This window comes from Klebsiella sp. GB_Kp047 (genome assembly GCF_040065235.1).
Classification (GTDB): domain Bacteria; phylum Pseudomonadota; class Gammaproteobacteria; order Enterobacterales; family Enterobacteriaceae; genus Klebsiella; species Klebsiella quasipneumoniae.
Genome location: NZ_JBEAJG010000041.1, coordinates 559,390 through 585,468 on the forward strand (window position 1 = coordinate 559,390; position 26,079 = coordinate 585,468).

Consider the following 26,079-nt stretch of genomic DNA (forward strand, 5'->3'; position numbering starts at 1 on the left):
GAAAGGGGCTAATCGCTTCATTAAAAAGCGCTTTCCCCCGGGCCGCGCCCACCTTCCTCATTTAACGTTAAAGTGTAGTGAAATCAAGTTCTTCAGGTTTTGCGCGCCTCAGTGCGACTTTTTGCGGTTTATTTTGCGACTTTATGCTGTATTATGCCGCTTATTGCGTCAACTTGCGGAGTCTCTCGTCATGCATAAGCTCGCCCGACAAAAACACATACTCGACCGGCTAAGTGAAACCGGTCAGCTGAGCATCAGCGAACTGGTTGATGCGCTGCAGGTGTCGGCCGATACCATACGCCGGGATCTCAGCGAGCTGGAAAACCAGGGCGTACTGCAGAAAAGCCACGGCGGCGCCATCGCGCTTAACGTCCCGGCGATGACGCGCCAGGGAAGAAACGCCCTGCTCCCCGGAACCAAGCAGCGTCTCGGCCAGCAGGTCGCCGCGCGCATCCCCTCCGGCTCGACGCTGTTTCTCGACGCCGGGAGTACCCTGCTGGCCGTCGCTACCCAGCTGAAAGGCCCCATGACCGTGATCACCGCTTCGCTGGATATCGCCCAGCTGTTTAGCGACCGCGCCGATATCCAGCTCATCCTGCTTGGCGGCCAGTGGGACAGTGAGCAGCGGCTGTTCGCCGGCAGCGCCACGCTGTCGCTGGTGGCGCGCTACCGCGCCGATATCGCGATTCTCGGCGCCTGCGCGTTGCATGCCGAGCTTGGACTGAGCGCCAGCCAGGAGGCCGATGCCGACGTAAAACGCGCCATGCTCGCCGCCAGCGCGGAACACTGGCTGGTGGCGGACCATACCAAAGTCAACCATTGCGAACCCTGGCTGGTGGCCGGTCTCAGCGACATACACCATCTTTTCCTCGATCGTCCCTGGCCTGAGCTGGGGGATGACCCTGCCCTCTCTGTACATATTGCTGACGCTTAACAACGCGGAGAACCTGATGAGTAACAACACGATAAATATCGCCCTGATTGGCTATGGCTTCGTCGGTAAGACCTTCCACGCGCCGCTTATCCGTTCGGTGCCGGGCCTGAACCTGGCCTTCGTCGCCTCGCGTGATGAAGAAAAAGTCAAACGCGACCTGCCGGACGTCACGGTGATCGCCTCCCCGGAAGCGGCGGTCCAGCATCCGGATGTCGATCTGGTGGTCATCGCCTCCCCCAACGCCACGCACGCGCCGCTGGCCCGCCTGGCGCTGAACGCCGGCAAGCATGTGGTGGTGGACAAACCCTTTACCCTTGATATGCAGGAGGCCCGGGAGCTGATCGCCCTGGCGCAGGAGAAACAGCGCCTGCTCTCCGTCTTCCATAACCGCCGCTGGGACAGCGACTATCTCGGGATCCGTCAGGTTATTGAGCAGGGCGCCATCGGCACGGTGAAACATTTTGAGTCCCATTTCGACCGTTTCCGCCCGGAAGTCCGCGTCCGCTGGCGCGAGCAGAACGTTCCCGGCAGCGGCTTATGGTTCGATCTGGGCCCGCACCTGATCGATCAGGCGCTGCAGCTGTTTGGTCTGCCGCAGTCGGTACAGGGCAACATTGCCACCCTGCGGGACGGCGCAGAGATCAACGACTGGGCGCACGTGGTGTTAAACTACCCGGCGCATAAAGCGATCCTCCACTGCAGCATGCTGGTCGCGGGGGGCTCCTCGCGCTTCACGGTGCATGGCGATAAAGGCAGCGTTGTCAAAGCGCGGGCCGACCAGCAGGAGAGCCAGCTGCTGGCGGGTGTGGTACCGGGGAGCGCCGGCTGGGGTCAGGATGATGACAAGCTGGTGATCTATGACGCCTCGCTGCAGACCCAAACTCAGCCTACCCCGTCGGGCGATCAGCGCCAGTACTATATGCAGATCCGCGACGCGCTGAAGGGCCAGATCGCCAATCCGGTGCCGCCGGTTGAAGCGCTGGCGGTAATGGCCGTTCTGGAAGCGGCGGTGCGTTCCGCGGAAAGCGGCGTGGCGCAGACCCTCGACCTGACCGCCGACGAGCGCAACGCGCTGCGCTAAGCCTGTCGCTACTCCGGTTATCTGCGCGGCCCGCAGGTAACCGGGTCACCGCCCTGACTCCAGAAATAATCACTGCCTGTCAGCAGATTATCCTTTCTTTATCCTGCCTTTTTGCGTAAAGCACCGCTGGAAATTTCAGCCAATTGGGAGGAGGATAGAGAACAGATCGATCGTGATGAGAAAAAGGTTGCTGACGCTGTGGACGCGGTGACCGCAATACCGGACAGGAGAAGCTCATGTACTACACGTTAGGAGATACCACTCTCCATTTTTATCGCTATCAGTGCAAATTTTACGTCGCCCACTGGGAAGGAGGGAACGTGATGGACGAAAAATTTAAACCGTTTATCGAGCAGATCACTGAGAAGACCGGGCTGGACGCGAAGCGCGTCGAGACCGCCGCGCGCGATTATTTTACTAACGTGGATTAACAGGCAGCCTGTTGCTGTATACCAAAGGCCAGGCCGACGCGCCTGCCGTTGATGTTTCCCCTTCCGCCGCCAGGGCCCTCGTTGTCGCTGGCGGCTTTTCTTCCTGCCGGCGCTAAACGGTGGTCAGTTTTGCAAGGATCGCGGCGAAGGTGTCGCTGACGTTATCGCCGGCGAGCATTTTTTTGCGCAAGGTGATACTTCTGCCTGTCGACGGGATGAGCAGCCGGACTTTCGCATCATGACTGCCGCGCTCAGCGAGAACTACATCGCGCAAAGGAATAATGTAGGTGTCGGCATAGAGACCCGGCGTAAATATCATCGACTCGCCGCTGACGCCAATCACCACCCGATTCTGCAGACGATAGCCGTTGCACAACGCCAGAATACCGGCGGCAATAAATACGCCGCCAATACCCATGCCAATCATTAAGATAATTATCCCGGCGATGAGCGCCAGCGCTCCCTGCGGATAAAAAGCGGATGCATTAAAGGTTAATAGCTGGTGATTATCGTCGCGGCTCATCGCCCCGGTTGTTGACCGCCACGGGGTAAAACCGGCGTTAATCCGCGTTTGAAAGCTGAACAGGCTGCCGACCAGAAAGATCATGCTGATGGGGATCATCACGATACCGCCAATAAAGGCTAGCACAATGGCCAGATAAGGATAGCGGCCAGACAGCATAATGCTGAGCGCCTGAACCACCACGGCGATAAACAGGGCAAGAACCAGCCAGGACCACATGCTGTCCACCCGACTATGGAAATTCAGTTGTCCTTCATCGAGTAATAAATTACGCGCGACAAAACAGATAATAATATTGACGAACAGGCCAATCCAGGCCAGCTTGTGCACATGCTTCATACCCTACTCCATTATGTATTTTATCATTCCATTTCCAGGCATTATAAAATAAAGACTCAATGCCGGCTGGATAGTAGCAAAGCGGTACGCAAGATCAATAAAAAGCGCGCGGTCACCTCACATTCTCATTTATATTCAGCGTGATATTGTTAGTTATCATTTATCGTAATTATATAAACCATCCTATATATTGGCGCTATATGTTTTCAGCGCAATAATATCGCCCTGCCGCCAGGCAGGGCGTCGCAGATTAACGCTCCTCCAGCGCCGCCACCGGCTCCAGCGCGCTTTTCCTGCGCAGCAGATAGCCTGCGGCAAGGATCAGCAGCCATACCGGGATCAGGCAGACGGAGATGCGGATGTCCGGGGTCAGATACATCACCCCGAGGATCCCGGCGAGAAACAGCAGACACAGCCAGTTTGTCAGGGGATAGGCGAAACTCTGGAAAGCCGTTACCTTCCCGGCCCGCTGCATCGCGCGGCGGAACTTAAGATGAGTGATGCAGATCATCGCCCAGTTGATGACCAGGGCGGCCACCACCAGGGCCATCAGCAGGGCAAAGGCTTTCCCGGGCATCACATAGTTAATCACCACGCAAAGCGCCGTGGCGACGGCGGATACCGCCAGGGCGGTCAATGGGATCCCGCGGTGGTTCACTCGCAGCAGCGCACGCGGGGCGTTGCCCTGCTGAGCCAGGCCGAACAGCATCCGGCTGTTGCAGTAGACGCAGCTGTTGTAGACCGACAGCGCGGCGGTGAGCACCACCAGATTGAGGGCGTTGGCCACAATATTGCTGTCAATGGCGTGAAAGATCAGCACAAAAGGGCTTCCCCCTTCCACGACGTTCCGCCACGGGTAGAGTGACAGCAGGACCGCCAGCGACCCCACGTAAAACAGCAGAATCCGGTAGATCACCTGGTTGGTGGCTTTGGGAATGGTTTTATGCGGCTCATCGGCTTCCGCCGCGGTGATCCCCACCAGCTCAAGCCCGCCGAAGGAGAACATGATCACCGCCATAGCCATCACCAAGCCCGTGATGCCGTTAGGGAAAAATCCCCCGTCCTGCCATAGGTTGGCCACCGTCGCCGCCGGGCCGCCGTGACCGCTAAATAACAGATAGCAGCCAAAGGCGATCATGCTGATGATGGCGGCCACTTTGACAATCGAGAACCAGAACTCCAGCTCGCCATACACTTTGACGTGCGTCAGGTTGATGGCATTGATCGCCACGAAGAAGATCGCCGCCGACAGCCAGGTGGGTACCTCCGGCCACCAGTACTGAATATAGATCCCCACCGCCGTCAGCTCCGCCATGCTTACCAGCACGTACAACACCCAGTAATTCCAGCCTGACATAAACCCGGCGAAGGGCCCCCAGTAGCGGTTGGCGAAATGGCTGAACGAACCCGCCACTGGCTCCTCTACCACCATTTCGCCTAGCTGACGCATGATAAAGAAGGCGATAACCCCGGCGATGGCGTACCCCAGCAGGACCGAAGGGCCTGCCATACGGATCGTTTGCGCAATACCTAAAAACAGTCCAGTGCCGACCGCCCCCCCGAGGGCAATCAACTGGATGTGGCGGTTTTTTAACCCGCGTTTTAACTGATGCTCTTGCTGCGTTGTCATCTCTGACCTGCCCCTGTCTGTAAAAAGTCACTTTCGCCGGTAGCAACTTTCAGGCCAGCGGATCGCCGCGCAGCGGCAGACAAAAATTAATTCATTGAATTATATTGAATTATTGTTTTCACATCAGTTCCGGTAGCTGCTCATCGCGGCGCTGACCTGGCGCATCACACGCGAAAACTGGCCAGATTACGCACAGATCATGAGAAAAAGAGCGACTTAATGCATGAACCTGACCCGTTTTGGTGCATCCGCTTTGCCGCCGTCCGCCCAGGCTTCACGCCAGGCAAAAAACTGTTAGGCTGTTAGCCACTTTTACGTTCCGCTAGTGGCCACTATGTACAACATCGACGACTATGATCTGAAAATTCTTACCCTGCTGCAGGCCAATGGCCGTTTAACCAATCAGGAACTGAGCGAGCTTATCGGACTGTCCGCTTCCCAGTGTTCGCGCCGGCGTATCGCCCTTGAACAGGCGCAGCTTATCCTCGGCTACCATGCGCGTCTGGCGCCGGATGCCGCCGGGCAGGAGATGCTTGGCCTGATTGAGGTGCGTCTGCTGAATCACACCCCGCAATGCGTGGAGAGCTTTCATCAGATGCTCAGTGAAGTGGACGCCATTCTGGACGCCTGGAAAACCACCGGCGACGCCGATTATCTGCTGCGGGTAACGGTCCCGGACCTGCCCGGTCTGAGCCATTTGATCAGCCATATTCTGGCGCAAAACAAAGGGGTGGCCCATCTGAAAACTGCCGTTGTGCTCAACCGCCTGAAAGAGAACGGCCAGCTGATGCCGGGCACGACCCCGCTGCGCTGAACCGGGGCACAGTGCCCTGCGCTGGTGCAGACGCGGGGCCAGACAATGCGCGACAAGCGGCAAATTCGCACAATTCACGCATTAGGAAACCATAAAACGCACGACCCGTGCAATTTTCTCTTCCTGTCAGAACAACAGGTTAGGCTAAACCACGGCTATTTTTTCCGCAAACGATCGCCCGGGCACGCTCCTCTGGTGCGATTTTTGCAAACAAGCGCTTATCCTTGTTAACGAAAAGATAGTGCTTATTTATGGATAACGTCCTTTCACCTGAAAAACTGACTCACACCTGGCTGGAGGATGCCCTGGCGCTGCTGTTCGGCACGCTAATGATCTCCTTTGGTATTATCCTGTTTCGTCAGGCCGGTGCCCTGACCGGCGGGACGGCAGGCATGGCCTTTCTGATCCACTACGCCACCCACCTGCCGTTCGGCGTGGTTTTCTTCGCCATTAATCTGCCCTTCTACTGGCTCTCCGTCCGGCGGATGGGCGCCGCCTTCACGCTGAAAACCTTCTGCGCGGTCGGACTGGTGTCGCTGTTCTCCGACCTGCACGGCTACTTTATCCATGTCGATCGCCTGAACCCCTATTACGCCACCCTCTTCGGCAACATCATGGTCGGTATCGGCTTTGTGGTGCTGTTCCGCCATAAAGCGAGCCTCGGCGGCGTCAATATTCTGGCCCTCTATCTGCAGGATAAAAGCGGCATCCGCGCCGGTAAATTCCAGATGGTAGTGGACGCCTGCATCGTCACCGCCTCCCTGTGGGTGGTTAGCCTGCCGATGCTGCTGGTCTCTGTCCTCGGCGCCGTGATTTTGAATTCGATTATCGCCATGAACCACCGCCCCGGACGCTATGCGGTGTAATGGCTTCACCTTTAACGGTCATTTCAGGAGTAACCACTGTGTTCCAGAACGTCGACGCCTACGCGGGCGATCCTATCCTGTCGCTGATGGAAGCCTTTCAACAGGATCCCCGGGCAGACAAAGTTAACCTCAGCATCGGGCTGTACTATAACGAGCAGGCCATCATTCCTCAGCTGGAGGCGGTCCGCCAGGCCGCTGACCGGCTACAGAGCCAGTTGCAAAAGGCCAGCCTCTATCTGCCGATGGAGGGACTGGCGCCCTATCGCCGCGCGGTCCAGACCCTGCTGTTTGGCGAACATCATCCGGCGTTGCGTGCCGGACGCATCGCCACCATCCAGACGCTGGGCGGCTCCGGCGCGCTGAAGGTGGGCGCGGATTTTCTCAAGCGCTACTTCCCCGACTCCGCGGTCTGGGTCAGCGATCCGACCTGGGAGAACCATGTGGCCATCTTTGCCGGGGCGGGCTTCGAGGTGCATACCTATCCCTGGTTCGACAGCGCCACTCGCGGGATCAATTTCCCCGCCATGCTTGCCGCCCTCCAGCAGCTCCCGTCGCGCAGCATCGTGCTGCTCCATCCTTGCTGCCATAATCCGACGGGGGCCGATCTCACCCCCGAGCAGTGGGATCGGGTGATTGAGGTGTTGATCGCCCGGGAGCTGATCCCGTTCCTCGATATTGCCTACCAGGGCTTTGGCCGTGGGCTGGATGAAGATGCCTATGCCATCCGCGCCATCGCCAGCGCCGGGCTGACGGCGCTGGTTAGTAACTCGTTCTCGAAGATTTTTTCGCTGTACGGCGAGCGTGTCGGCGGCCTGTCGGTGGTCTGTGACAATGCCGATGCCGCCGGGCGCGTGCTGGGCCAGTTGAAAGCCACCGTGCGCCGCAACTACTCCAGCCCGCCGGGGTTTGGCGCCCAGGTGGTGTCGCAGGTGCTCAACGATCCCGAGCTGAATGCCCTGTGGCAGGAAGAAGTGGAGGCCATGCGCACCCGCATCAGCGCCATGCGCGTCGCGCTGGTGAAATCCCTGCAGACAGCCCTGCCGGCGGAGGATTTTTCCTATCTGCTGACCCAGCGCGGCATGTTCAGTTACACCGGCTTTAGCGCCGATCAGGTAGACGTTCTGCGCGAAGTGCACGGCATCTATCTGATCGCCAGCGGTCGGGTCTGTGTGGCCGGGCTCAACCACGGCAATATTGCGCGGGTAGCCAGCGCCTTCGCCGCGGTCTGCGCACGCTAGCCGGGGCAACCCCGGCGCGGATTAGCGGTTATTCGCGACGCAGCCGGCGAGCCAGGCGGGTACCCAGCGTCTGAATAAGCTGGACAATAACAATCAGCACCAGGGCGGTGGTGAGGGTGGCAAAGGCGTCGAAGCGCTGATAGCCGTAGGTGATCGCCAGATCGCCGATCCCGCCGCCGCCCACCGTTCCCGCCATGGCGGTCGCGCCAAGCAGACCGATGGTCGCGGTGGTAAGGGCCAGAATCAGCGACGCCGCCGCCTCCGGCAGCATAAAGTGCCAGACGGTCTGCAGAGGGGTAGCGCCCATGGCGTCTGCGGCCTCAAGGATCCCCTCATCCACCTCCAGCAGCGAGCTCTCCACCAGCCGGGCAATATAGGGGGCGACAAAAACGATCAGCGGCACGATGGCCCCCGCGGTGCCGATAGTCGTGCCCACCAGCAGCCTGGTGAAGGGCAGGATCACAATCAGCAAAATGATAAACGGCAGCGAGCGCAGCACGTTAATCAGCGGATTCAGCGCCTGATGCACCACCGGGTTGGCCACGATGCCGCCGGGACGACAAACCACCAGCACAATTCCCAGCGGGACGCCGATCAGCGCGCCAAAGCCCAGTGAGATGGCGACCATAATCAGGGTATCATGCAGCGCCAGCAGAAACTGCTCGCCGGTAATGGCGGTATCAATCAGATCAAACATGGGTGATTTTCACTCCTGCGTCGGCCAGATGGGTGATAGCGCGTTCGGTTTCGTCAGGCTCGCCGAGGAGTTGCACAATCATAAATCCCAGTATCCGGCCCTGAACTTCGGACATGCTGGCAAACAGGATATTCACCTCGACAGCATACTCGCGGATCAGGTGGTTAATGATCGGCTGCCGGGCCGTCGCGCCGATAAATTCGAGGCGTAAAGCCCGGGCGCCGTTATCGCGCTGCAGGAGCGACGCCACCCGCTGCGGCAGGCGATCGTGCACCACCGACTGCACGAAACTGGCGGTGACCGGATGCTGCGGCTGGGCAAAGAGATCGAACACCGTCCCCTGCTCAACAATGCGCCCGGCCTGCATCACCGCCACTTTGTGACAGATTTTCTGGATCACTGACATTTCATGAGTAATCAGCACAATGGTGATGCCATAGCGGCGATTAATCTCCTGCAGCAGCAGTAAGATCTGTACCGTGGTGTGGGGGTCGAGCGCCGAGGTGGCTTCATCGCACAGCAGCACCGACGGGTTGGTGGCCAGCGCCCGGGCGATACCGACCCGCTGCTTTTGCCCTCCCGACAGCTCATTAGGGTAGCTGTGCATTTTGTCGCTCAGGTCGACAAACGCCAGCAGCTCCGCAACCCGCGCCTGGATAAAGGCCTTGTCGCGGCCCTGCAAAATAAGCGGGATAGCGATGTTATGAAATACCGTTTTCGAATTCAGCAGATTAAAATTCTGAAAGATCATGCCGATATCTTTTTTGATCGCCTGCAGTCGCTGGCCGCTGCAGTCCTGTAGCGGCTCACCATTCAACACCACCTCGCCCTCGCCCGGCGTTTCCAGCCGATTAATCAGCCGCAATAAGGTGCTTTTTCCTGCGCCGCTGTAGCCAATAATGCCGAAAATATCGCCCCGGTCGATACTGAGATTAATATCCTGCAGGGCCAGAACCGGATGCCCTTTTCTGGAAAAGGTTTTACTGACATGGCGAAATTCTATCATTGCGTTATTCATTTTAAATAATCAGGCAGCAGGTAACCATCATACTGCGGATGGCTGAGAATATATTTTTTGAAATCGGCAGAGTGATAGCCGTCGATAATATCTTTGGCAAACTGCGCCTTCTGATTTTTACCGGCAACGGTTACGACGTTAATAAAATGGCTGGTGGCGGCCTCCAGCTTTAATGCCGAGGTGAGCGCCATGCCGCTGGAAACGGCGAAATTGCCCTGAATCAGGCCATAGTCGACGTCCGGCAGCGCGCGAACCTGCTGGGCATTGTCCATCTCCTTAAGCACGATTTTATAGGGGTTAGCAACGATGTTGCGCTGGGAAAAGGTGGCGGGATCGCTGTCCGGTTTAATCTTCACCCAGCCCAGACTTTCCAGCACCAGCACCGCGCGATATTCGTTCGACGGCTGGTTTGGCACCGACACCACCGTGCCGGCTGCCGGGGTGCCCAGGGTGGTCAGTTTACCGCCATACAGGCCCATCGGCGGTGTGGGTACCTGCACAATGCCCACGTTATCGGTCCCCAGCCGCTCATTGATCGCTTTCAGGTATACCGGATGCTGCATAATATTCGCTTCGATATCGCCGCGGGCTACCGCGTCATTGACCTGAATACCGTCGCTAAAATCTTTATATTCGATTTTATACCCTTTACTCAATAAATAGGGGGCGACCCCTTTTTCAAATTGCTCTTTATACGGCCCGGGATTGAAGCCGATACGAATAATTTGATCTGCGGTGGCGTAAAAAGAGGTAGCGGATAACAGGGCAAGCGTCATCCCGAGCGCAACTGACTTGTTCATAAGGTATTTTCCTGGAAGGTTGGCGATATGGAGCGATTAAATCACAGCCGCAAGAGGGTTGTAAGCCAGAACGCCGGATTTCCTTTTGCTTATTCCTCATAACCTTTTGCCATCCTGACATATCCTAAAAATAATCATCCTTTGCAGATATTGTTATTTAGCCAGGCGCCATAAATCCCTTAAAGATGGCAGATTATTGATGACGTAAACCGGGAAAATTATGCCTGATTTTGCTGCTTCACCGCTGGTGGACGCCCTGGAAGAGAATCTGTTCAGCCTGCTGGAAAACCTGGCCGCGGAGGTCAACACCGACATGCTGCCGTTGATCGACCTCTCCAGCGGCAGTCCGGATCAACCCACCCCGCCGGAAGTGATTGACGCGCTGCAGAGCGCCATTCATCGTCGTGAAAACCATGGCTACCCCTCATTCTGGGGCAAGCCGCAGGTCCGCGAAGCGATCGCCCATTTTTATCGTCGCCAGTATGATGTGGAATTCGATCCGCACAGCGAAGTCGCGGTATTTCAGGGCTCGCATATCGGTATTGGCGGCATCCCGCGGGCGCTGCTCCGTCCCGGGCAATACCTCATCTCCACCGATCCCTGCTATCCCATTTATCGCTCAGCGGCGCTGCAGTCCCAGGCGACGTTTTATGGCCTGCCGCTCAGGGCTGAGAACCATTTCCTGCCGGATTTTAACGACCTCCCCCGGGAGATGGCTGCCAAGGCCGGGCTGGTGGTGCTTAACTATCCGCATAACCCCACCGGCGCCCTCGCCACGCCGGCGCTGTTCGCCAGCGCCCTGCAGTTTGCCCACCGTCACCAGGTGCCGATCCTGCACGATTTTGCCTATGCGGCCATCGGCAGCGCGGCCAGTGACGCGCCGCTGAGCCTTTTCTCTCAGCCCGGCGCGAAGGCGTGGGGAGTGGAAACCTACACCTTCTCCAAGACCTTTAATATGGCCGGCTGGCGCTTCGGCTTCGCGGTCGGCAACGCTTCGATCATTCGGGCATTTAAAAAGCTGCACACCCACAGCTACAGCACGGTGTTTGGCGCGATTCAGGATGCGGCGATCGCCGCGCTCAGCCTGCCGGCAGAGCGGATTGCGCAGCTGACGGAGGCGTATCATCAGCGCCGGGAGTGGGTTCTGCGTCGACTGGCCGCGCTGCGCTGGCCGGTTCGTACCGCACAAGGCACGTTCTTCCTCTGGCTGAGCGTGCCGCCCGGGTACCGTTCACAAGAGTTTGCCCGCCTGCTGCTGCAGGAGGCGCATATTCTGGTGGCGCCAGGCACTGGTTTTGGCGAAGGGGGCGAAGGGTTTATCCGCATCAGTCTGACGGCTGGGGACGACGCGCTGAGCAACGCGCTGGACCGTCTCGCCCGGCTGGCGCTGTTTTAGCGCCCGCCTCGCGGGGCCGTTACACCTTCAGGTAGCCCGCCATGCGTTGAATACGCGCGGCGGAATAGTCATAGCAGGCGCTGGCGGGTTTACCCAGTACGCGATATTTGGCGCCATTGTAAAAGGCGGTCTTATTCTCCTCTTCCAGAAAGCGCCGGGAGACGGTGTCGCTGAAAATACGGTCGCCATCCGACTGCGGTTGATAGCGGCTATATTTGACGCTCTCCCACGCCACGCCGATCGGCTTATGATCATAGCCGGTCATACAGAACAGCCGGTTGGAGGCCAGCAGATCGGCCTCGATGGTTTTAAATTCAGCCGCCGTAGCGGCGCAGGTCATGCTTAACAGGCAGGCCGAAGCCCATCGGTAAATTGTCATTATTCAGGCGATCCCAGAGTGTTTCCTCCATTGTAAGCGGCTGAAAATTCTGGATGTTCGCTTTTACCTATCGTTGTGCGTGAAAACCGCTTAAAATTTTACAATCGTACTCCTCGTGAGTTGTCTTAACGACCTGTAGGCCCTCCCTGCGCAGGTCATCACGCCGGCCAAACACCGAGACGCCGGCGCAGAGGAGGTATCGCCTTTAACGATTAAACGCCCAGCTGGCCCCGCTGGTCAGCGCCCGCTCGAAGGCGGGACGGCCGGGGCCCGCCAGCCAGCCGGCGAAGGTGTGCAGCTGCGGATGCAGCTGGCGCATGGCGTCGAGGTCGGCGTGCCCGGCCAGCCGCCCGTCGTCCACCAGCCCGGTCAGCTTGTGCAGAAAAGGGCTGGCGGCCAGCACCTCGTCGGAAAATCGCGAATAGGGGATCGGCCGTCCCGCCGCCGCGGAGAATAACGCCTCCAGTTGACGGCCGGTCACGCTGTCGCTGGCGATCTCAAACGTCTTGCCGGCAAACCGCGCTGGCGCGGCAAAAACTGCCGCGACTAGATGGCCGATATCCTCCACCGCCAGCACCTGCATCCTCCCCTCTGGCAGCATAAAAAAGTGAAAATGACCTTCATCAAGGCCAAAACCGGGCATCACCAACAGCTCCATAAAGGTGGCGGGACGCACGATGGTCGCCGCCAGCGGCAGGCGGCGGATATGCCGTTCAATTTCCGCTTTGGTGTCATAATGCGCTACGCCGGTGGGCGTCTCCCCCGCAGCGCTGCCGGAGCTGTACACCAGATGCTTCACCCCGCACTCGACGGCGAGGTCGGCGATGGTTATCCCGTAGCGTACCTCCTGCTCATCGGTCACCGTCCCTCCCGGCGAACTGGGCTGGACGCTGAAGACGCCGTCGACCCCGGCCATTGCCGATCGCATTGCCGCCCGGTCTTCAAAGGTACCCACCACCAGCTCGGCTCCCCGTGCCGCCAGCGCGACGGCCCCGGCGGAGAAAGGATCCCTGACCAGCGCCCGAACCCGCCAGCCGCGGTGCAGCAGCGCCCGCGCCACCGAGCCGCCCTGCTGACCGGTGGCGCCAAAAACCAACACGCTTTGCGTATTATTCATCACTGTTTCCCCTTATCTGCAGCTTGTTGCCCGGCCTCTCGCCAGCGATAGTCACCTTGCTTATCCTCCTCCAGCCAGCCGCAGGAAGACCCGGCAAAATGCCCGGTGAACCATTGAGCATGATGGCTGGCTCCCCACGCCATCATCTCCCGTCGGGAGGCTTCCGCCTGCCGGGGATCGCCGCAGAACGCCGAGTTCCAGTGCGGATGGGTAAACTGGCGCGGGGAATGAAGAAGATCGCCGGAGAAACAGGCGTAATCATCTCCGGCGGCGAGGATCAGCGCGGCATGGTCCGGACTGTGGCCGGGGGTAGGGATAAAGGCGATCCGTCCGCCGACCTGCGGCCTGGCCGCCACATCCACGGTCTCCAGCTGGCCGGCCTCGATCACCGGCAGCAGGCTGTCGAGCCACAGCGCCCGGTAGCGTTCGCTGTTCTTCACCCGCGTCAGCTCTTTTGCCGAACACAGGTAGCGCGCGTTGGGAAACAGCGGCGCCCAGCGATCGTCCTGCCAGACGGTATTCCACCCGACATGGTCGGTATGCAGGTGAGTCAGTAGTACCAGGGTCACCTCCTCCGGGTTCACTCCTGCGGCGCGGAGATTCTCCAGATAGGGCGTGTTAAGTTGATGATAAAGCGGATTGCCGCCGCGTTCCCGGCCGTTGCCGGTGGCGGTATCGATAACTATCAGATCGTGGGGGGTCTGTACCACCCAGCTGTGGATCGATAGCGCGATTGGCTGATTATCGGCGTCCGCCTCCGTCGCAGGGAACGCTGCGGGATAGAGCGCCGCCGGCTGCAGGCTAATCTCGCGCTCCGGAACTTTGAATATCAGGCTGTCGCCTGTCTGGTAAGTTTGCATCACTCCCTCCGCGCGCATTGCGCTGGTTGATTTATCGGGGTGATATTCACTATGCTGCCGGGATAACCCACATTCAAATTGATTATCATAATGAAGAAAATCATTGAAAATGATTTTAGTCGTATCGATCTGAATCTGTTGACGGTCTTGATGGTGCTGTACCGCGAAGCCAGCGTCACCCGCACCGCAGAGGCCCTGCATCTTGGCCAGCCGGCCATCAGCGGGGCGCTGAAACGGCTGCGCGAGATGTTTGACGATCCACTGTTCGTGCGCAGCGCCAGAGGCATGCTGCCGACGCCGCGGGCGCAAGCGCTGATGACCGAGCTGCAGCCGCTGATGGAACACCTGCATTCGGCAATGTTTGGCGCCGGGGAGTTTTCCCCCGCCAGCGCCCAGCAGCTTTTCCGCGTCGGCCTCAGCGACTGGAGCGAACACTGGCTGATGCCCCAGCTGTTACCCGGACTGATGCAGGAGGCGCCCGGAGTGTCGCTCCAGACACTAGCCGCCGACCCCTTCCAGGTACGCCAGCTGTTGGAGGAGGATCGCATTGATGTCGCGGTATCCCTCAACAAACAGAGCCGCGGGGAGATCGTCAGTGAACCGGTGATGACCATGGGGGTGACCACTCTCTGGTCGCCGCAGCAGATCCCCTGCCGCGGGCCGTTGTCGGTGGGCGATTTCGTCGCCTGGGAACATGTGATGGTGGCCTATCGCGAAACCGGCCACGGGGAAATAGACCGCCAGCTCGCCAGTCAGGGACTCGCGCGGCGCGTGCGCTTTGCCACGCAGAATTTCTCCACCTTTCCCCTGCTGCTGACCACCCTGCCGCTCTTCGCCACCGTCCCCCAGGGGCTGGCGCAGCGCTGGCAGGAGCAGTATGCCCTGCGCGCGGACGCCCCGCCGGTGGCCTACCCGAAATTTACCCTGTGTATACTGCGTCACAAACGCCGGGCGCAGGATCCGGCGCTGAACTGGCTGATAGCGAGGATAAAACAGGCCATGCGCGGACCATAGCGGGAGCGAATGCCACCGACATCAGGCCTCGCTGAGCGGGGGTTGCAGAACGCGTCTGCTCCAGTCATAAAATGCGCGTACCGCCGGCGGCAGATAGCGGTTTTGCGGATAAACCAGCGACAGGGGAAGATCAGAAGCGGCCTGCTCCAGACAGGCGACCAGCGCGCCGCTCTGCAGATAAGGTTGCGCCAGATAGCTGGCGACGCGGATCAGGCCCAGTCCCTGAACGCCGGCCTGGATATAGGCATCGGTATCGTCGACCACCAGCGTCTCCTGCATGCGGATCGCGCAATCGCCGTCATCGAGGGAGAAAAGCCAGTCGATGGTCCGCCCGGTACGGTGGTTCAGGTAGCCCACCGCCCGGTGCTGGTGCAGATCGTCGATGCTCTGCGGCCGGCCGTGGGCCGCGAGCCAGGCCGGCGAGGCGAGGACCATCCAGCGGTAGCGGGCCAGAGGACGCGCCACCAGGGTGGTGGAATCTTCGATTTGTCCGCTACGGATCACGCAGTCGAATCCCTCCTGGATAATATCTTCCACGTTGTCGCTTGAGCAGAGGATCAACTCCAGGTCAGGATACTGCTGCAGAAACTCGCCGATCCTTGGCAATACGCAGTGCCGGGCAAGAGATTGCGGCATCCCCACCTTGAACCGCCCGGCGGGCTGGGCCGAGCGGCCGGGAAAGGAGGCTTCCATCGCCGCCATCTCGGCCAGCAGCCGTTTACACTCCGCGTAATACCGGCGTCCCTCGGCCGTCACGCTGAGCTTGCGGGTGGTGCGCTGAAGAAGCTGCGCCCCCAGCCAGGCTTCCAGCTCCTTCACTACCCGCGACACCGTTGAGCGCGGCTGCCCCAGCACCTCCGCCGCCCGGGCGAAGCTGTGGGCATCCACAACCGCAACATACAACTGCATGGCATCCAGTCTGTCCATTTCGTTCTCCACTGGCGGTTATTATCCCATTAAGACGAACAGTCTAACCCGAAATCCTGTTCTTATCGAATGATGCCCACCCCCCTACACTGAGCCTGTAGCCAGTCAATAAAAGGCTTAACTGAGTAAGGAGTTAAAATGAAATCTGATAATCTTAACCACGAGGAAAAGGTATTGGTGCTGGGAGCGGGACAACTGGGCGCCGCCGTACTGGATGCGCTGGTACCTGCGGTGATCCAGCGACAGGGCGCGGTCTCGGTTATCGTCTCGCCGGCGGCCTGGGATGAAGCCGGCCAGCTGCGGTCGGCAAACCACCGGGCGCTGGCCGACGCCGGGGCCACCTTTCTCGCCGTCGACATTGCCGGTAGCGACATGGAGACGCTGGCTGGTCAGTTTAGCGGATTCACCACCGTGATTAACTGCATGGGGTTTGTCGCCGGTCCGGGGACGCAGCTAAAAATTACCCGCGCGGTGCTGGCCGCCGGAGTGCCCCGCTATTTTCCCTGGCAGTTTGGCGTCAATTACGATGTGGTCGGCAAAGGCAGCGGCCAGCCGGTGTGGGACGAGCAGTATGATGTCCGGACCCTGCTGCGCGCGCAGCAGGCCACGGAGTGGGTCATTGTCTCCACCGGCATGTTTACCAGCTTTCTCTTCGAGCCAGACTTCGATGTGGTGAATTTAGCCACCCGAACCCTTCACGCCCTTGGCGGCTGGGACACCCAGGTGACCGTCACCTCGCCGGCGGATATTGGCCGCCTGACCACCGCGATTTATCTGCATCAGCCGCGGATCGTCAACGAGGTGGTGTTTGTTGCCGGCGAAACAACCTCTTACCGCCAGCTGGCGGAAACCGTGGAGCGCGTGACGCAGCAGACGTTCAGCAAAGCCGTTCACACCCTGCCCGCCCTGCTGGACCAGCTGCGGACGGACCCGGATAACGCCATGCTGCGCTATCGCGCTGCCTTCGCCCGGGGGGATGGCGTGTGGTGGCCGATGGGCGACACCTGGAATGCCCGCCACGCGCTACCGACCCAGGACATTGCCGGCTGGCTGCAGGCCGCGCGCTGATTTTCTCTCACAGGACAGAATGACGATGAACAAGTTGCTTCCACTGATCGTATTGAGTTGTCTGCTGCCGCTGGCGGTCAACGCCAGAACCATCACCGCCACCGGCGATACCCTGGACAACGCGGAGAGCAAAATTCGCCAGCAGGCCGCCCGCGAGGGCGCAACCGCCTATCGGATCATTGAGGCGCGAATGGGCAACAAAGTGCATATTACGGCGACACTCGACAACTGAACCACCGCTACCCGGCTCAGGGAGGAGCCGCCGCCATCCCGCGCGCCAGGTCAGGCGCTCATTTTTTCCCGTCGGCGATCGCGGCCCGGCGGCGCACCGTACAGGCGAGCATATTCCCGGGTGAACTGGGACACGCTGATATAGCCCACCTCGCCGGCCGCCTGGGCAATGCTCATCCCTTCCGCCAGCATCAGGCGGCGGGCGTGGATCAGGCGCAACTGCTTCTGAAACTGCAGGGGCGACAAGGTGGTCATGGCGCGGAAATGACGGTGAAAGACAGAGACGCTCATCCCGGCGGCGTCGGCCAGCGCGTCGACGCTGACTGGCTGCATAAAATCCCGGCGCAGCATCGCCACCGCCCGGCGGATCCGCGCCGAATGGCTGTCTACAGCGCCCAGCGCCCGGATGGCTGGCCCGTGAACACTCTGCAACAGCCAGTAATGCAGCTCCCGCCGCAGCCCTTCGCCTAACACCGCCAGCGCCCCCGGTTGATCAAACAGCCTTGCCAGCCGATAAGCGGCGTCCGTCACGTCAGCATTCATCGGTTCGATACCGACGCGGGGCGCCTCATCCGGACCAGATGGGCCGGCGTCCTGCAGCTCGCGCAGGATAGCCAGGTCCAGCTCCAGCACCAGCGCGTAATAGGGAAAGCGCTGACTGGCCTCGGTGATCTGGCTGGTGGTGGGAACATCGCCGGCGATCACCATCGCCTCCCCCGGACCGTAGTCAAAGCTTGCCAGGCCGGTGGTCACGCTTTTGCGCCCCTGCAGCAGCATGGCCACCAGTGGCCTGGCGATGGCCGCCTGCAGATCGCCGGGGTGCAGGGCCCGCACCAGGGTGATGCCGGGAACCGGGGTGACCGCCACCCCGCTGCTATCGACATGAGCATCGGCATACCGGCGGCAGAGAGCGAAGAGTTCGTCGCGCATAAGATCCTTTCAGGCAAGTTTTAAAGCCTGAGTATGCGCTATTTCCCGCCAGAGGGGAGTGTATGGAGAGGAATGGGCAAAAAATAACAAGGATTGGGCAACCCGGTCTGGTAGGCCCCCCCTATTGTAAGGACTCCACATACCAGAGAGGATCGAACATGACTAAGATTGCACTTATCACCGGCGCCAACCGCGGCCTTGGCCGTCAGACCGCACTGGATATCGCCCGCCAGGGCGGGGACGTCATCGTCACCTACCGCGGCAATATTGAACAGGCGGAAGCGGTGGTGGCCGACATTCACGCTCGCGGCCGCAAGGCCATCGCCCTGCCGCTGGATATGGCGCAGACCACCCGCTTTCCGGCCTTCGCCGACAGCCTGAGCGCTGCGCTGGCCAGCGTCTGGGGACGGAACACCTTCGATCATCTGATCAATAACGCGGGACACGGCGAATTTGCCCCGCTGGCCGAAACGCGCGAGGCGCAGTTCGACGGGCTGTTTAACGTCCACGTCAAGGGGGTGTTTTTCCTCGTTCAAACCCTGCTGCCGCTGCTGGCTGACGGTGGACGGATCGTTAACTTCTCTTCCGGACTGACTCGCGTCTCATATCCTGGCTTCTCCGCCTACGCTGCGGCCAAAGCGGCCGTGGAGATGCTGAGCGTATACATGGCCCGCGAGCTGGGCGGGCACGGCATCACCGTCAATACCATCGCCCCCGGGGCTATCGCCACTGATTTTGGCGGCGGGCTGGTGCGGGACGACGCGAGTGTTAACGCGCAGTTTGCCGCGATGACGGCGCTGGGACGGGTGGGCGTTCCCGAGGATATTGGGCCGATGATCGCCAGCCTGCTGCGCGACGATAACCGCTGGGTGACCGCCCAGCGGATCGAAGTCTCGGGCGGACAGACTATCTGACCACTCAGGCCGGCAGGATACGCTCCAGCGCCACGCCTGCCAGCCGCACGGTCTCCAGAAGACGCGGGAGGCTATCCCCCTCCCGCGCTTTCGCCGACAGACCAAGCATCAGCGTATCCATATAGTCAGTCACCCGCAGCGCATCCTGCGGGTGATGGCGGGCGATATACTGCTGGATTTTGGCCCTCGCCGCAGCATGCCATTCGCCTGCCGCCACCCGAGCGTCGGCATCCTGACAATGTCCCCCCTCCAGCACCAGGCAGCCGGCGGCGGCCGGATCGGCTACATAGCGGCGAGCCGCCTCCTGCAGCACGGCGATGAGCGACGCCGCCACCGGTTGGTCGTCCTGCAACAGCGTCTCTATGGGGATGGCCCCGGTCTGGCTGTAGCGCTGCAGGACGCGGGTATACAGGCCGAGCTTGCTGCCGAAAGCGGCATAAAAGCTTGGGGGGTTGATGCCGAAAGCCTGGGTCAGATCGGCCACACTCACCGCGTCGTAGCCTCGCGCGTGAAAGAGGCGCTGAGCCGTTTCAATAGCCTGTTCCGCATTGAACTGACGGGGGCGCCCCGGGGTACGCCCTTGTTTTGTAGTGGTCACTATATTAATCCTTGACAGCCTGTTTTGCCGCAGCATATTGTAATCATCACTACAATATCATGAGGTGCGGGATATGACAGCGTTTCACAACAAATCAGTGCTGGTTTTAGGTGGAAGTCGGGGAATTGGCGCGGCGATCGTCAGGCGCTTTGTCGCCGACGGCGCGTCGGTCAGGTTCAGCTATTCCGGTTCGCCGGAGGCGGCCGAGCGGCTGGCGGCGGAGACCGGCAGCACGGCGGTGCAGGCGGACAGCGCCGATCGCGATGCGGTGATAAGCCTGGTCCGCGACAGCGGCCCGCTGGACGTGTTAGTGGTCAATGCCGGGATCGCCATTTTTGGCGATGCCCTGGAGCAGGACAGCGATGCCATCGATCGCCTGTTCCGCATCAATATTCATGCCCCCTACCATGCCTCCGTGGAAGCAGCGCGCCGGATGCCGGAAGGCGGGCGCATTATTGTCATCGGTTCGGTCAATGGCGATCGCATGCCGGTGCCGGGAATGGCGGCCTATGCGCTCAGCAAGTCAGCCCTGCAGGGGCTGGCGCGCGGTCTGGCACGGGATTTTGGCCCGCGCGGCATCACGGTCAACGTCGTCCAGCCCGGCCCAATTGATACCGACGCCAACCCGGAGAACGGCCCAATGAAAGAGCTGATGCACAGCTTTATGGCCATTAAGCGTCATGGCCGACCGGAAGAGGTAGCGGGCATGGTAGCCTGGCTGGCCGGTCCGGAGGCGTCGTTTGTCACAGGCGCCATGCACACCATCGACGGAGCGTTTGGCGCCTGATGACCCACGGCGGCGGCGCGCGCTTTGCCACGCCGCTGTCCTGACGTCATGGTCCACTGGATTCATCAGGCCAGGCTGTCGATCGCCATAAAATACGATCTTCGGTGAGGATCAGTCTCGCCTCCGGGGGACTGGTGCGCTTTGCGGATCCGTCCCCGGCGCCAGACTTAGATAACAAACCTCTCGCGCCACCGCGCCGCCGGGTGCCTCAAGGCTCAGAATTAAAACCCCTTTTCCATGCTATCCCACAGCTGCTGCGGCACGATATTGCCGCTGCGCTCGCCGTTTTTACTGCAGCGCGGTGTGCCCCTGAACAGGACGCTTTTCTGTGGTAACAGACATTAGCATTGGCGAAAAAGTTGCCGTTACCAAAAAAACATGAACCCGGTTACAAGATGCGCATGCCACCGTCTTCAGCATCCTGAGGAGGTCGCATTCTGCGGATCGCCAGGCTATATCTATGACACCTTTCTCCCACAACGAGTAAAAATAATGAGCAAGAAGATCCTGATGCTGGTCGGCGATTACGCCGAAGATTACGAAACGATGGTCCCTTTTCAGGCTCTGCAGATGATTGGCCACCAGGTCGATGCGGTCTGCCCGGATAAAGCCACCGGCGACTATGTGATGACGGCGATCCATGATTTTGACGGAGCCCAGACCTACAGCGAAAAGCCGGGGCACCGCTTCACCCTGAACGCCGATTTTGCCGCGGTGAAGGCCGAGGATTACGACGCGCTAGTGATCCCCGGCGGCCGGGCGCCGGAGTATCTGCGTCTGAACGAGCAGGTGATAAAACTGGTACAGGCGTTCGACGCCGCGCGTAAACCTATCGCCGCCGTCTGCCACGGGCCACAGCTGCTGGCCGCCGCCGGTATTCTGCAGGGGCGGACCTGCAGCGCCTATCCGGCCTGCGCCCCGGAGGTGCGTCTGAGCGGCGGGCATTATGCCGATATCGGTATCGATCAGGCGCATGTTGACGGCCATCTGGTCACTGCTCCCGCCTGGCCGGCCCACCCGCAGTGGCTGGCGAAATTCGCCGCCCTGCTGGCGGAGTAACGCATTTTCTCTGACCAGACAAATGGACTATCGCCGCGCTGGTGCTCTCTTGCTTACCGGCCGGCGGTTTTCGAGCGGCCGTTTCCGCTACAGTCAAACCTGACCAGCTCAGCGATACGCTGGCCGGGTTATCTCCTCGACTCAGATGCGCATTCCCCCGGAAACTTCAATGCGCTGAGCATTAACCCAGCGATGATCATCGGATAACAGCGAGGCGATCATCGGCCCGATATCTTCTGGCACCCCCGGTCGGCCAAGCGCCGTCATGTTCGTCACCGCCTGAGCGACCTGCGGGTTATCCCGCACCACCCCGCCGCTGAAATCCGTGGCGATGGCGCCCGGCGCTACGCAGTTTACCGTGATCCCGCGGCCGCCCAGCTCAAACGCCATATAACGGGTCAGGGTTTCCACCGCAGATTTCATGATCGCATACGGCGCCCGGTTCGCCATCACGATACGGGTCAGTCCGGACGAGATATTCACAATTCGCCCGCCATCCGCCAGCAGCGGCAATAATTTTTGGCTGAGGAAAAAAACCCCCTTCACATGGATGCGATAAAGCGCATCGAACTCCGCTTCGGTAGCGTTCAGAAACCCCATGCCGCTGGCATTGCCGGCATTATTAACCAGGTAATGAAACCGATCGGCCCCCAGCTCCGCCAGCGCCTCCTGAAAGGCGCTGACAAACCCGTCAAAGGTGTCGGTTTCGCCGGCGCTGAAGGGCAGCGCGATCGCCCGCGAGCCCTGAGCTTTAACCCGCTCGATCTGGCATCCGGTGTGTTAACGGAGGTGCTGGCTGATTTTCGCCCTGCGCCGCTGCCGCTCTCCCTGCTCTACCCCAGCAGCCGGCAGCTCTCTGCCCGGGTACAGGTATTTATCGACTGGGTGACGGCGCTGATGAAGGCGCTCCTGGCGCAGCAGGCATCCGGAAGGCTAAAATAATGTTTGCTATTATTTGCGGCTCGTGCGTTAATCGTTAAGTTGATTTACCAGACGAAAAGTTATTATCTAAGTACGTGTTCTCATCTCCAGGCGTTATCCCTGATACCACCTTCCTTTGAGCAGTCCCGTTAGTATTTTGCTTTTTCTGTAAACAGGCCCTGTCAGCCCCCTGTTGGCTCGTTAAACAAGCCCTCCGACTGACCCAATACCCGGCTTACTCCTAACAAAAATCAGCCGCGTTAATTTCCCTGAAAACGACCATTGTCTTTTCAACAGAACATTACCCATACAAGGTTTACATTATGATTGAACATATCCATTTTAGATGCCCATGCTGCCATGGCTCCCAGTACAGAACGTCCCAGTTTGACGTGACGGAAAAAAATCCCTTTGGTGCGAAATGCATTTTCTGCAAATCGGCCATGATGACGTTAGATACTCTTCGCCCTTATCACCTGGGCGCGCTGTCCACCGCTCAGGCCCAGCCATAAGACGGATGAAGCCGGTGAACGCGGGCGGGAAAATTCCCCCGGGGATTCACCTGGGGGCAAGCTCTGTTCCTTCACCTGACGCGATCGTCGGTGGAATGGCGAAGAACGGCATCCGGCAACGCTTTTATCAGGGTCGTCACATTCTCCCCGGCGCGGGTTTCCACATTAAAATAGTCCACCGTGCGCAGAATAAGCCGCAAACCTCTGCCGCTTTCCGCTAACGGATCGACATCGAAGCGCTCATCGCCACGCGCCAGCGCCAGGCGCTCGGCCGGAAAGACCTCTCCCGCATCAATAAAGCGCAGCGTCACCCGGTCTTCCGTTGCGATAAATTCGACACGAAAAACACGTTGCCGATCCTCATGCAACGCATAGCGAATGATATTGGTGGCCGTCTCACAGACGGCAAGATCGAGCGCGAAGCGCCACTCCTCCCCGACGGACAGCGGCGCCATTTGTTGAGCCAGCCACGCCGCCAGCGGTGATAGCGAGCTGAGTTGGGCAGGAAAATTCATGACGTTATTCACGGGCGCGTCACGGATTGAACTGCGCAAGGGCTGAAGTGCGATCCTCGCAAATACGAAAAATACGATCCATCCTGGTCAGGGTAAACATATTGCGGATGCCGGGGTTCAGCGCGCACAGTGTCATTTCTCCTTTACCGTTCATCATTTTCATCAGGGAAACCAGCGTTCCCAAACCGCTGCTGTCGATAAAATCGATTTTACTGAAATCAACAATCAGATCGGTGCTATCTTCGCCTATCTCCTGGGCGATTGCCGCCTTAAAGGCTACCGCGACGGAAGCATCCAGCCGACGCACCGCCGGCGTCAGGATCGTCACCGAGGCCTGCCGTTCAGTTTCAATTTTCATCACTGTCCCCTGTACGTTCAATAATCAAGAGTGAAACATCATCGGCCATCGCCTGGGTCTCCTGCGCGTCGCCACTGCGCCAGCGGATCAGGTGCCGGGCAAAACGCGGCAGCAGCGCGGGCAGCGGCTGCGTCACGCTGTCCTGCAGCCACGCTTGCAAGCGCGCCTCGCCAAACTGTTCACCGCTCCGGTTTTCACATTCGGTGATACCGTCGCTGAACAGGCACAGCCGCTCTCCCGGCGCCAGCGAAAAACTGACATCTGCCCACGAGAGATGGTCTATCAACCCCACCGGCGCCCCGCCGCTGCCGACCGGGCGGACGGTAGCGTCCGGGCTAACGATAAAAGGCGTGGGATGCCCGGCCTGACAGAGTTTGCCCGCACCGGTCTGCAGGTCGATCACGCCATAGATCAACGTGAAATAGCTGACGATCTCTGTTTCGTCACTGCAAAAACGACCATTGAGGATCGCCACCACCTCGGCCGGCGACGCCGGCTGGTTGTCTGCCGTAAAAAGAAAGCGCTCAACGGCCCTGCCATGCAAAAACTGGCGGGCGACGGCGAGCGACATCATCGCCGCCCCCACGCCGTGTCCGGAGACATCCACGCAGTAAAATCCGAGACGATCGCCCAGCGGGAAGACGTTAAAAATATCCCCCGACACCCAGGCCGAGGGCAGGAAAATCCAGTCGGAGAAAAATCCCTGATGGCGCAGCTGATGAGCCGGGAGAACCGACTGTTGAATGCGCGCCGCCAGCTCCAGATCCTGTTCAATCTGTCGCAGCGCTTCGCTCAGCCGCGCATTGCGCGCGGCGAGGTCAGCCTCGAGGGAGAGGATCCGCGCCCCGGCGTGCAGCCGCGCCCGCAGCTCGCTCTGCTCTACCGGTTTGCTGAGAAAATCATCGGCCCCGGCCTCAAACCCCTGCGTTAAATCACCAGGGTCTTCGCGGGCGGTGAGCAATATCAGATAAACGTAGTGACCAAACTGGCGGCGGCGCACTTCCCGGCACAGCGTCAGGCCATTCATCTCCGGCATTTCCCAGTCGCTTATCACCAGGCTGACAGGCTGGTTTTCGAGGATCGCCAGCGCGTCGACGCCGTTTTCCGCCTCACTGACGATATAGCCCCACTGCGTCAACATCCGACTTAGCAGCCGACGATAAACCAGCGAATCTTCAACAATCAGGACGTGCTGTGCCGACATCGCGCCTCCTAAATCGGCAAGAACCAGATAAGGCTGATCGTGCCTTCACGAAACTTGCCGCTGCCGCTGTCATGCCCCGGGTAGCGGGTACCGGCATAGTTGGCATACTGCACAGAGAACGATCCCGGCGTATAGCCCGCGTAGCCAAAACTGTAACTATAATCGCCATTCCACGGCTGCTGCTGACTACTGTCCGGATACCAGAACGCGGTGGCGCGCACAAAAAAATGTTGTTTAAAGGTATATCCACACCCCCCAAGCAGCACATTTTTGTTTTTGCGGATATCGTTACTCTCCAGATCGTAATAACGCGGCACCCAGCTGTAGCCTGCCTGGCAGATAATGGCGTCGCCTTTGTTAATCAACAGCGCATGCTCCATGGGCTTCGGCAGCGAAAATTTATACGCCAGGGTAATCGCCCCCTGCTCAAAATAGGTGTGACGCTTGCTGCCCGAGGTCCAGAAGTGGTTATCGCCATAGTTACTGTAAACCAGGCTGAAGGTGTTGGCATGCCAGTCGTCGTAGCCAAAACTATAGCGAAAATCGGCGGTATAGCGGCTGGTGTCAGTCACCGGTAAACGGGATGTCACGTTGGCGAACCAGAAGCTGTAGGGCGAGTATTGCAGGCTAAGATTCAGAGTCTGATTATATTTTTTCTTCTGTTCTGCGCTGTCTGAGCTGTTGGGGACGGTCATCCACTGCTCTTTTAAACCCGAACTAAAGCTCAGCGCTCCCGAAAACACCTTGTCATTCCCGGAAAAAAGCCGTCCCCAGCGGCTGGTAAACACGCCGGCCTGCACCGGTTCACCATTTTTATCACGCAGCGGTTGTGCGTCGTTCTTCTCTGCGCCTTCCGCACCTGCGATGGCGCACCATAGCGCGCAGGCCAGCATATATTTCTCCCGCATTTGCCCTTCC

Annotated in this window: 29 protein-coding genes and 2 pseudogenes; 15 read left to right on the forward strand and 16 right to left on the reverse strand. The window is 59.5% G+C overall.

From position 1 onward, the window contains the following. Positions 1 to 190: 190 nt before the first annotated feature. The 3 genes from ABLV76_RS23250 to ABLV76_RS23260 all read left to right on the forward strand — a co-directional run bounded on the left by ABLV76_RS23250 (position 191) and on the right by ABLV76_RS23260 (position 2,446). On the forward strand, positions 191 to 934 hold the full coding sequence (locus ABLV76_RS23250; RefSeq protein WP_032452613.1) for a DeoR/GlpR family DNA-binding transcription regulator: 744 nt from the start codon (positions 191 to 193) through the stop codon (positions 932 to 934). Next, complete coding sequence (locus ABLV76_RS23255; protein ID WP_050558923.1) at positions 897 to 2,015, forward strand: oxidoreductase; 1,119 nt, start codon at positions 897 to 899, stop codon at positions 2,013 to 2,015. The genes ABLV76_RS23250 and ABLV76_RS23255 overlap by 38 nt, the downstream gene beginning before the upstream one ends. A 236-nt stretch (positions 2,016 to 2,251) precedes the next feature. Next, entirely contained in the window at positions 2,252 to 2,446 is a 195-nt protein-coding gene (locus ABLV76_RS23260; RefSeq protein ID WP_004203980.1) for a hypothetical protein, read from the forward strand. A gap of 112 nt (positions 2,447 to 2,558) precedes the next feature. On the opposite strand, the gene ABLV76_RS23265 is transcribed toward ABLV76_RS23260, so the two are convergent. Together ABLV76_RS23265 and ABLV76_RS23270 are read right to left on the reverse strand one after the other, a co-directional pair. After that, on the reverse strand, positions 2,559 to 3,308 hold the full coding sequence (locus ABLV76_RS23265; RefSeq protein ID WP_049093717.1) for a hypothetical protein: 750 nt from the start codon (positions 3,306 to 3,308) through the stop codon (positions 2,559 to 2,561). Positions 3,309 to 3,558: 250 nt separating this feature from the next. After that, positions 3,559 to 4,938, reverse strand: a complete 1,380-nt coding sequence (locus tag ABLV76_RS23270; RefSeq protein ID WP_004203977.1) for an amino acid permease — start codon at positions 4,936 to 4,938, stop codon at positions 3,559 to 3,561. Between the two features lie 334 nt (positions 4,939 to 5,272). Here ABLV76_RS23270 and ABLV76_RS23275 point away from each other — a divergent pair, with 334 nt between their 5' ends. From ABLV76_RS23275 to ABLV76_RS23285, 3 genes are all read left to right on the forward strand, one after another. Beyond that, positions 5,273 to 5,752: an Lrp/AsnC family transcriptional regulator gene (locus ABLV76_RS23275; RefSeq protein ID WP_002902405.1), complete on the forward strand. Its 480-nt coding sequence runs from the start codon at positions 5,273 to 5,275 to the stop codon at positions 5,750 to 5,752. 251 nt (positions 5,753 to 6,003) lie between these two features. Continuing rightward, complete coding sequence (locus ABLV76_RS23280) at positions 6,004 to 6,618, forward strand: YitT family protein (protein ID WP_004176405.1); 615 nt, start codon at positions 6,004 to 6,006, stop codon at positions 6,616 to 6,618. 38 nt (positions 6,619 to 6,656) lie between these two features. Further along, positions 6,657 to 7,856 (forward strand): amino acid aminotransferase, encoded by a 1,200-nt coding sequence (locus ABLV76_RS23285; RefSeq protein ID WP_348878500.1) that lies wholly within the window; start codon positions 6,657 to 6,659, stop codon positions 7,854 to 7,856. 28 nt (positions 7,857 to 7,884) lie between these two features. On the opposite strand, the gene ABLV76_RS23290 is transcribed toward ABLV76_RS23285, so the two are convergent. Genes ABLV76_RS23290 through ABLV76_RS23300 form a run of 3 tightly spaced genes read right to left on the reverse strand, consistent with a single transcriptional unit; the run spans position 7,885 to position 10,371 of the window. Beyond that, entirely contained in the window at positions 7,885 to 8,553 is a 669-nt protein-coding gene (locus tag ABLV76_RS23290) for a methionine ABC transporter permease (protein ID WP_004203975.1), read from the reverse strand. Further along, on the reverse strand, positions 8,546 to 9,559 hold the full coding sequence (locus tag ABLV76_RS23295) for an ATP-binding cassette domain-containing protein (RefSeq protein ID WP_004203973.1): 1,014 nt from the start codon (positions 9,557 to 9,559) through the stop codon (positions 8,546 to 8,548). The genes ABLV76_RS23290 and ABLV76_RS23295 overlap by 8 nt, the downstream gene beginning before the upstream one ends. An 8-nt stretch (positions 9,560 to 9,567) precedes the next feature. Beyond that, positions 9,568 to 10,371, reverse strand: a complete 804-nt coding sequence (locus ABLV76_RS23300; protein ID WP_004203972.1) for a MetQ/NlpA family ABC transporter substrate-binding protein — start codon at positions 10,369 to 10,371, stop codon at positions 9,568 to 9,570. A 220-nt stretch (positions 10,372 to 10,591) separates the two neighbouring features. On the opposite strand from ABLV76_RS23300, the gene ABLV76_RS23305 reads away from it, so the two are divergent. After that, positions 10,592 to 11,767, forward strand: a complete 1,176-nt coding sequence (locus ABLV76_RS23305; RefSeq protein ID WP_049093710.1) for an aminotransferase class I/II-fold pyridoxal phosphate-dependent enzyme — start codon at positions 10,592 to 10,594, stop codon at positions 11,765 to 11,767. 19 nt (positions 11,768 to 11,786) lie between these two features. Here the strand turns inward: ABLV76_RS23305 and ABLV76_RS23310 are convergent, their stop codons facing one another. From ABLV76_RS23310 to ABLV76_RS23320, 3 genes are all read right to left on the reverse strand, one after another. Continuing rightward, positions 11,787 to 12,146, reverse strand: coding sequence for a hypothetical protein (locus ABLV76_RS23310; protein WP_048294633.1), 360 nt, complete (start codon positions 12,144 to 12,146; stop codon positions 11,787 to 11,789). Between the two features lie 205 nt (positions 12,147 to 12,351). Continuing rightward, a complete protein-coding gene (locus tag ABLV76_RS23315; RefSeq protein WP_117131627.1) occupies positions 12,352 to 13,263 on the reverse strand; it encodes an NmrA/HSCARG family protein in 912 nt (303 codons plus the stop codon). After that, positions 13,263 to 14,126, reverse strand: coding sequence for an MBL fold metallo-hydrolase (locus ABLV76_RS23320; protein ID WP_075201727.1), 864 nt, complete (start codon positions 14,124 to 14,126; stop codon positions 13,263 to 13,265). The genes ABLV76_RS23315 and ABLV76_RS23320 overlap by 1 nt, the downstream gene beginning before the upstream one ends. 87 nt (positions 14,127 to 14,213) lie before the next feature. On the opposite strand from ABLV76_RS23320, the gene ABLV76_RS23325 reads away from it, so the two are divergent. After that, positions 14,214 to 15,137 carry a LysR family transcriptional regulator gene (locus ABLV76_RS23325; protein ID WP_049092181.1) on the forward strand — a complete coding sequence of 308 codons (924 nt, stop codon included), beginning with the start codon at positions 14,214 to 14,216 and terminating at the stop codon, positions 15,135 to 15,137. Positions 15,138 to 15,158: 21 nt separating this feature from the next. On the opposite strand, the gene ABLV76_RS23330 is transcribed toward ABLV76_RS23325, so the two are convergent. After that, positions 15,159 to 16,064: a LysR family transcriptional regulator gene (locus tag ABLV76_RS23330; protein ID WP_049092182.1), complete on the reverse strand. Its 906-nt coding sequence runs from the start codon at positions 16,062 to 16,064 to the stop codon at positions 15,159 to 15,161. A 138-nt stretch (positions 16,065 to 16,202) separates the two neighbouring features. Between ABLV76_RS23330 and ABLV76_RS23335 the strand changes: the two genes are divergently transcribed. Together ABLV76_RS23335 and ABLV76_RS23340 are read left to right on the forward strand one after the other, a co-directional pair. Further along, the gene (locus ABLV76_RS23335) at positions 16,203 to 17,132 is read left to right on the forward strand and encodes an aromatic alcohol reductase (protein ID WP_064177911.1); all 930 of its coding nucleotides are present in this window, start codon (positions 16,203 to 16,205) and stop codon (positions 17,130 to 17,132) included. 25 nt (positions 17,133 to 17,157) lie between these two features. Then, positions 17,158 to 17,364: a DUF1471 domain-containing protein gene (locus tag ABLV76_RS23340; RefSeq protein WP_017898765.1), complete on the forward strand. Its 207-nt coding sequence runs from the start codon at positions 17,158 to 17,160 to the stop codon at positions 17,362 to 17,364. Positions 17,365 to 17,414: 50 nt separating this feature from the next. Here ABLV76_RS23340 and ABLV76_RS23345 read toward each other — a convergent pair whose 3' ends face one another. Then, positions 17,415 to 18,293 (reverse strand): AraC family transcriptional regulator, encoded by an 879-nt coding sequence (locus ABLV76_RS23345; RefSeq protein ID WP_348878501.1) that lies wholly within the window; start codon positions 18,291 to 18,293, stop codon positions 17,415 to 17,417. A gap of 158 nt (positions 18,294 to 18,451) precedes the next feature. Between ABLV76_RS23345 and ABLV76_RS23350 the strand changes: the two genes are divergently transcribed. After that, the gene (locus ABLV76_RS23350; protein WP_348878502.1) at positions 18,452 to 19,207 is read left to right on the forward strand and encodes an SDR family oxidoreductase; all 756 of its coding nucleotides are present in this window, start codon (positions 18,452 to 18,454) and stop codon (positions 19,205 to 19,207) included. Between the two features lie 4 nt (positions 19,208 to 19,211). Here ABLV76_RS23350 and ABLV76_RS23355 read toward each other — a convergent pair whose 3' ends face one another. Then, entirely contained in the window at positions 19,212 to 19,805 is a 594-nt protein-coding gene (locus ABLV76_RS23355) for a TetR/AcrR family transcriptional regulator (RefSeq protein WP_004203957.1), read from the reverse strand. Positions 19,806 to 19,878: 73 nt separating this feature from the next. Between ABLV76_RS23355 and bdcA the strand changes: the two genes are divergently transcribed. Further along, positions 19,879 to 20,592, forward strand: coding sequence for an SDR family oxidoreductase (bdcA, locus tag ABLV76_RS23360; protein WP_004203956.1), 714 nt, complete (start codon positions 19,879 to 19,881; stop codon positions 20,590 to 20,592). Positions 20,593 to 21,084: 492 nt separating this feature from the next. Next, complete coding sequence (locus tag ABLV76_RS23365; RefSeq protein WP_004203955.1) at positions 21,085 to 21,651, forward strand: DJ-1/PfpI family protein; 567 nt, start codon at positions 21,085 to 21,087, stop codon at positions 21,649 to 21,651. A gap of 141 nt (positions 21,652 to 21,792) precedes the next feature. Here the strand turns inward: ABLV76_RS23365 and ABLV76_RS23370 are convergent. Further along, positions 21,793 to 22,419, reverse strand: a pseudogene (locus ABLV76_RS23370) (SDR family oxidoreductase); the annotation flags it as partial. On the opposite strand from ABLV76_RS23370, the pseudogene ABLV76_RS23375 reads away from it, so the two are divergent. Then, a pseudogene (locus ABLV76_RS23375) lies at positions 22,414 to 22,593 on the forward strand (LysR family transcriptional regulator); the annotation flags it as partial. The pseudogenes ABLV76_RS23370 and ABLV76_RS23375 overlap by 6 nt on opposite strands. A 302-nt stretch (positions 22,594 to 22,895) precedes the next feature. After that, positions 22,896 to 23,084, forward strand: coding sequence for a hypothetical protein (locus tag ABLV76_RS23380; RefSeq protein WP_004183775.1), 189 nt, complete (start codon positions 22,896 to 22,898; stop codon positions 23,082 to 23,084). A 71-nt stretch (positions 23,085 to 23,155) separates the two neighbouring features. Here ABLV76_RS23380 and ABLV76_RS23385 read toward each other — a convergent pair whose 3' ends face one another. From ABLV76_RS23385 to ABLV76_RS23400, 4 genes are read right to left on the reverse strand one after another with little or no spacing between them, the layout of a single operon-like run. Next, complete coding sequence (locus tag ABLV76_RS23385; RefSeq protein WP_071845755.1) at positions 23,156 to 23,599, reverse strand: ATP-binding protein; 444 nt, start codon at positions 23,597 to 23,599, stop codon at positions 23,156 to 23,158. 19 nt (positions 23,600 to 23,618) lie between these two features. Continuing rightward, positions 23,619 to 23,957, reverse strand: a complete 339-nt coding sequence (locus ABLV76_RS23390; RefSeq protein ID WP_004183770.1) for an STAS domain-containing protein — start codon at positions 23,955 to 23,957, stop codon at positions 23,619 to 23,621. After that, on the reverse strand, positions 23,947 to 25,161 hold the full coding sequence (locus ABLV76_RS23395; protein ID WP_131080408.1) for a SpoIIE family protein phosphatase: 1,215 nt from the start codon (positions 25,159 to 25,161) through the stop codon (positions 23,947 to 23,949). Before ABLV76_RS23395 ends, ABLV76_RS23390 begins: the two co-directional genes overlap by 11 nt. Before the next feature lie 8 nt (positions 25,162 to 25,169). Continuing rightward, positions 25,170 to 26,069: a hypothetical protein gene (locus ABLV76_RS23400; protein WP_004203934.1), complete on the reverse strand. Its 900-nt coding sequence runs from the start codon at positions 26,067 to 26,069 to the stop codon at positions 25,170 to 25,172. Between the last annotated feature and the right edge of the window lie 10 nt (positions 26,070 to 26,079).

Bases quoted from the DNA above. Each gene is read 5' to 3' on its own strand.
- ABLV76_RS23275 (WP_002902405.1), top strand. From the start codon at position 5,273: ATGTACAACATCGACGACTATGATCTGAAAATTCTTACCCTGCTGCAG.
- ABLV76_RS23270 (WP_004203977.1), bottom strand. From the start codon at position 4,938: ATGACAACGCAGCAAGAGCATCAGTTAAAACGCGGGTTAAAAAACCGC.
- ABLV76_RS23385 (WP_071845755.1), bottom strand. From the start codon at position 23,599: ATGAATTTTCCTGCCCAACTCAGCTCGCTATCACCGCTGGCGGCGTGG.
- ABLV76_RS23315 (WP_117131627.1), bottom strand. From the start codon at position 13,263: ATGAATAATACGCAAAGCGTGTTGGTTTTTGGCGCCACCGGTCAGCAG.
- ABLV76_RS23260 (WP_004203980.1), top strand. From the start codon at position 2,252: ATGTACTACACGTTAGGAGATACCACTCTCCATTTTTATCGCTATCAG.
- ABLV76_RS23330 (WP_049092182.1), bottom strand. From the start codon at position 16,064: ATGGACAGACTGGATGCCATGCAGTTGTATGTTGCGGTTGTGGATGCC.
- bdcA (WP_004203956.1), top strand. From the start codon at position 19,879: ATGACAGCGTTTCACAACAAATCAGTGCTGGTTTTAGGTGGAAGTCGG.
- ABLV76_RS23295 (WP_004203973.1), bottom strand. From the start codon at position 9,559: ATGATAGAATTTCGCCATGTCAGTAAAACCTTTTCCAGAAAAGGGCAT.
- ABLV76_RS23340 (WP_017898765.1), top strand. From the start codon at position 17,158: ATGAACAAGTTGCTTCCACTGATCGTATTGAGTTGTCTGCTGCCGCTG.
- ABLV76_RS23255 (WP_050558923.1), top strand. From the start codon at position 897: ATGACCCTGCCCTCTCTGTACATATTGCTGACGCTTAACAACGCGGAG.
- ABLV76_RS23390 (WP_004183770.1), bottom strand. From the start codon at position 23,957: ATGAAAATTGAAACTGAACGGCAGGCCTCGGTGACGATCCTGACGCCG.
- ABLV76_RS23305 (WP_049093710.1), top strand. From the start codon at position 10,592: ATGCCTGATTTTGCTGCTTCACCGCTGGTGGACGCCCTGGAAGAGAAT.
- ABLV76_RS23310 (WP_048294633.1), bottom strand. From the start codon at position 12,146: ATGACAATTTACCGATGGGCTTCGGCCTGCCTGTTAAGCATGACCTGC.
- ABLV76_RS23400 (WP_004203934.1), bottom strand. From the start codon at position 26,069: ATGCGGGAGAAATATATGCTGGCCTGCGCGCTATGGTGCGCCATCGCA.
- ABLV76_RS23350 (WP_348878502.1), top strand. From the start codon at position 18,452: ATGACTAAGATTGCACTTATCACCGGCGCCAACCGCGGCCTTGGCCGT.
- ABLV76_RS23365 (WP_004203955.1), top strand. From the start codon at position 21,085: ATGAGCAAGAAGATCCTGATGCTGGTCGGCGATTACGCCGAAGATTAC.
- ABLV76_RS23265 (WP_049093717.1), bottom strand. From the start codon at position 3,308: ATGAAGCATGTGCACAAGCTGGCCTGGATTGGCCTGTTCGTCAATATT.
- ABLV76_RS23280 (WP_004176405.1), top strand. From the start codon at position 6,004: ATGGATAACGTCCTTTCACCTGAAAAACTGACTCACACCTGGCTGGAG.
- ABLV76_RS23290 (WP_004203975.1), bottom strand. From the start codon at position 8,553: ATGTTTGATCTGATTGATACCGCCATTACCGGCGAGCAGTTTCTGCTG.
- ABLV76_RS23395 (WP_131080408.1), bottom strand. From the start codon at position 25,161: ATGTCGGCACAGCACGTCCTGATTGTTGAAGATTCGCTGGTTTATCGT.
- ABLV76_RS23250 (WP_032452613.1), top strand. From the start codon at position 191: ATGCATAAGCTCGCCCGACAAAAACACATACTCGACCGGCTAAGTGAA.
- ABLV76_RS23335 (WP_064177911.1), top strand. From the start codon at position 16,203: ATGAAATCTGATAATCTTAACCACGAGGAAAAGGTATTGGTGCTGGGA.
- ABLV76_RS23325 (WP_049092181.1), top strand. From the start codon at position 14,214: ATGAAGAAAATCATTGAAAATGATTTTAGTCGTATCGATCTGAATCTG.
- ABLV76_RS23380 (WP_004183775.1), top strand. From the start codon at position 22,896: ATGATTGAACATATCCATTTTAGATGCCCATGCTGCCATGGCTCCCAG.
- ABLV76_RS23345 (WP_348878501.1), bottom strand. From the start codon at position 18,293: ATGCGCGACGAACTCTTCGCTCTCTGCCGCCGGTATGCCGATGCTCAT.
- ABLV76_RS23300 (WP_004203972.1), bottom strand. From the start codon at position 10,371: ATGAACAAGTCAGTTGCGCTCGGGATGACGCTTGCCCTGTTATCCGCT.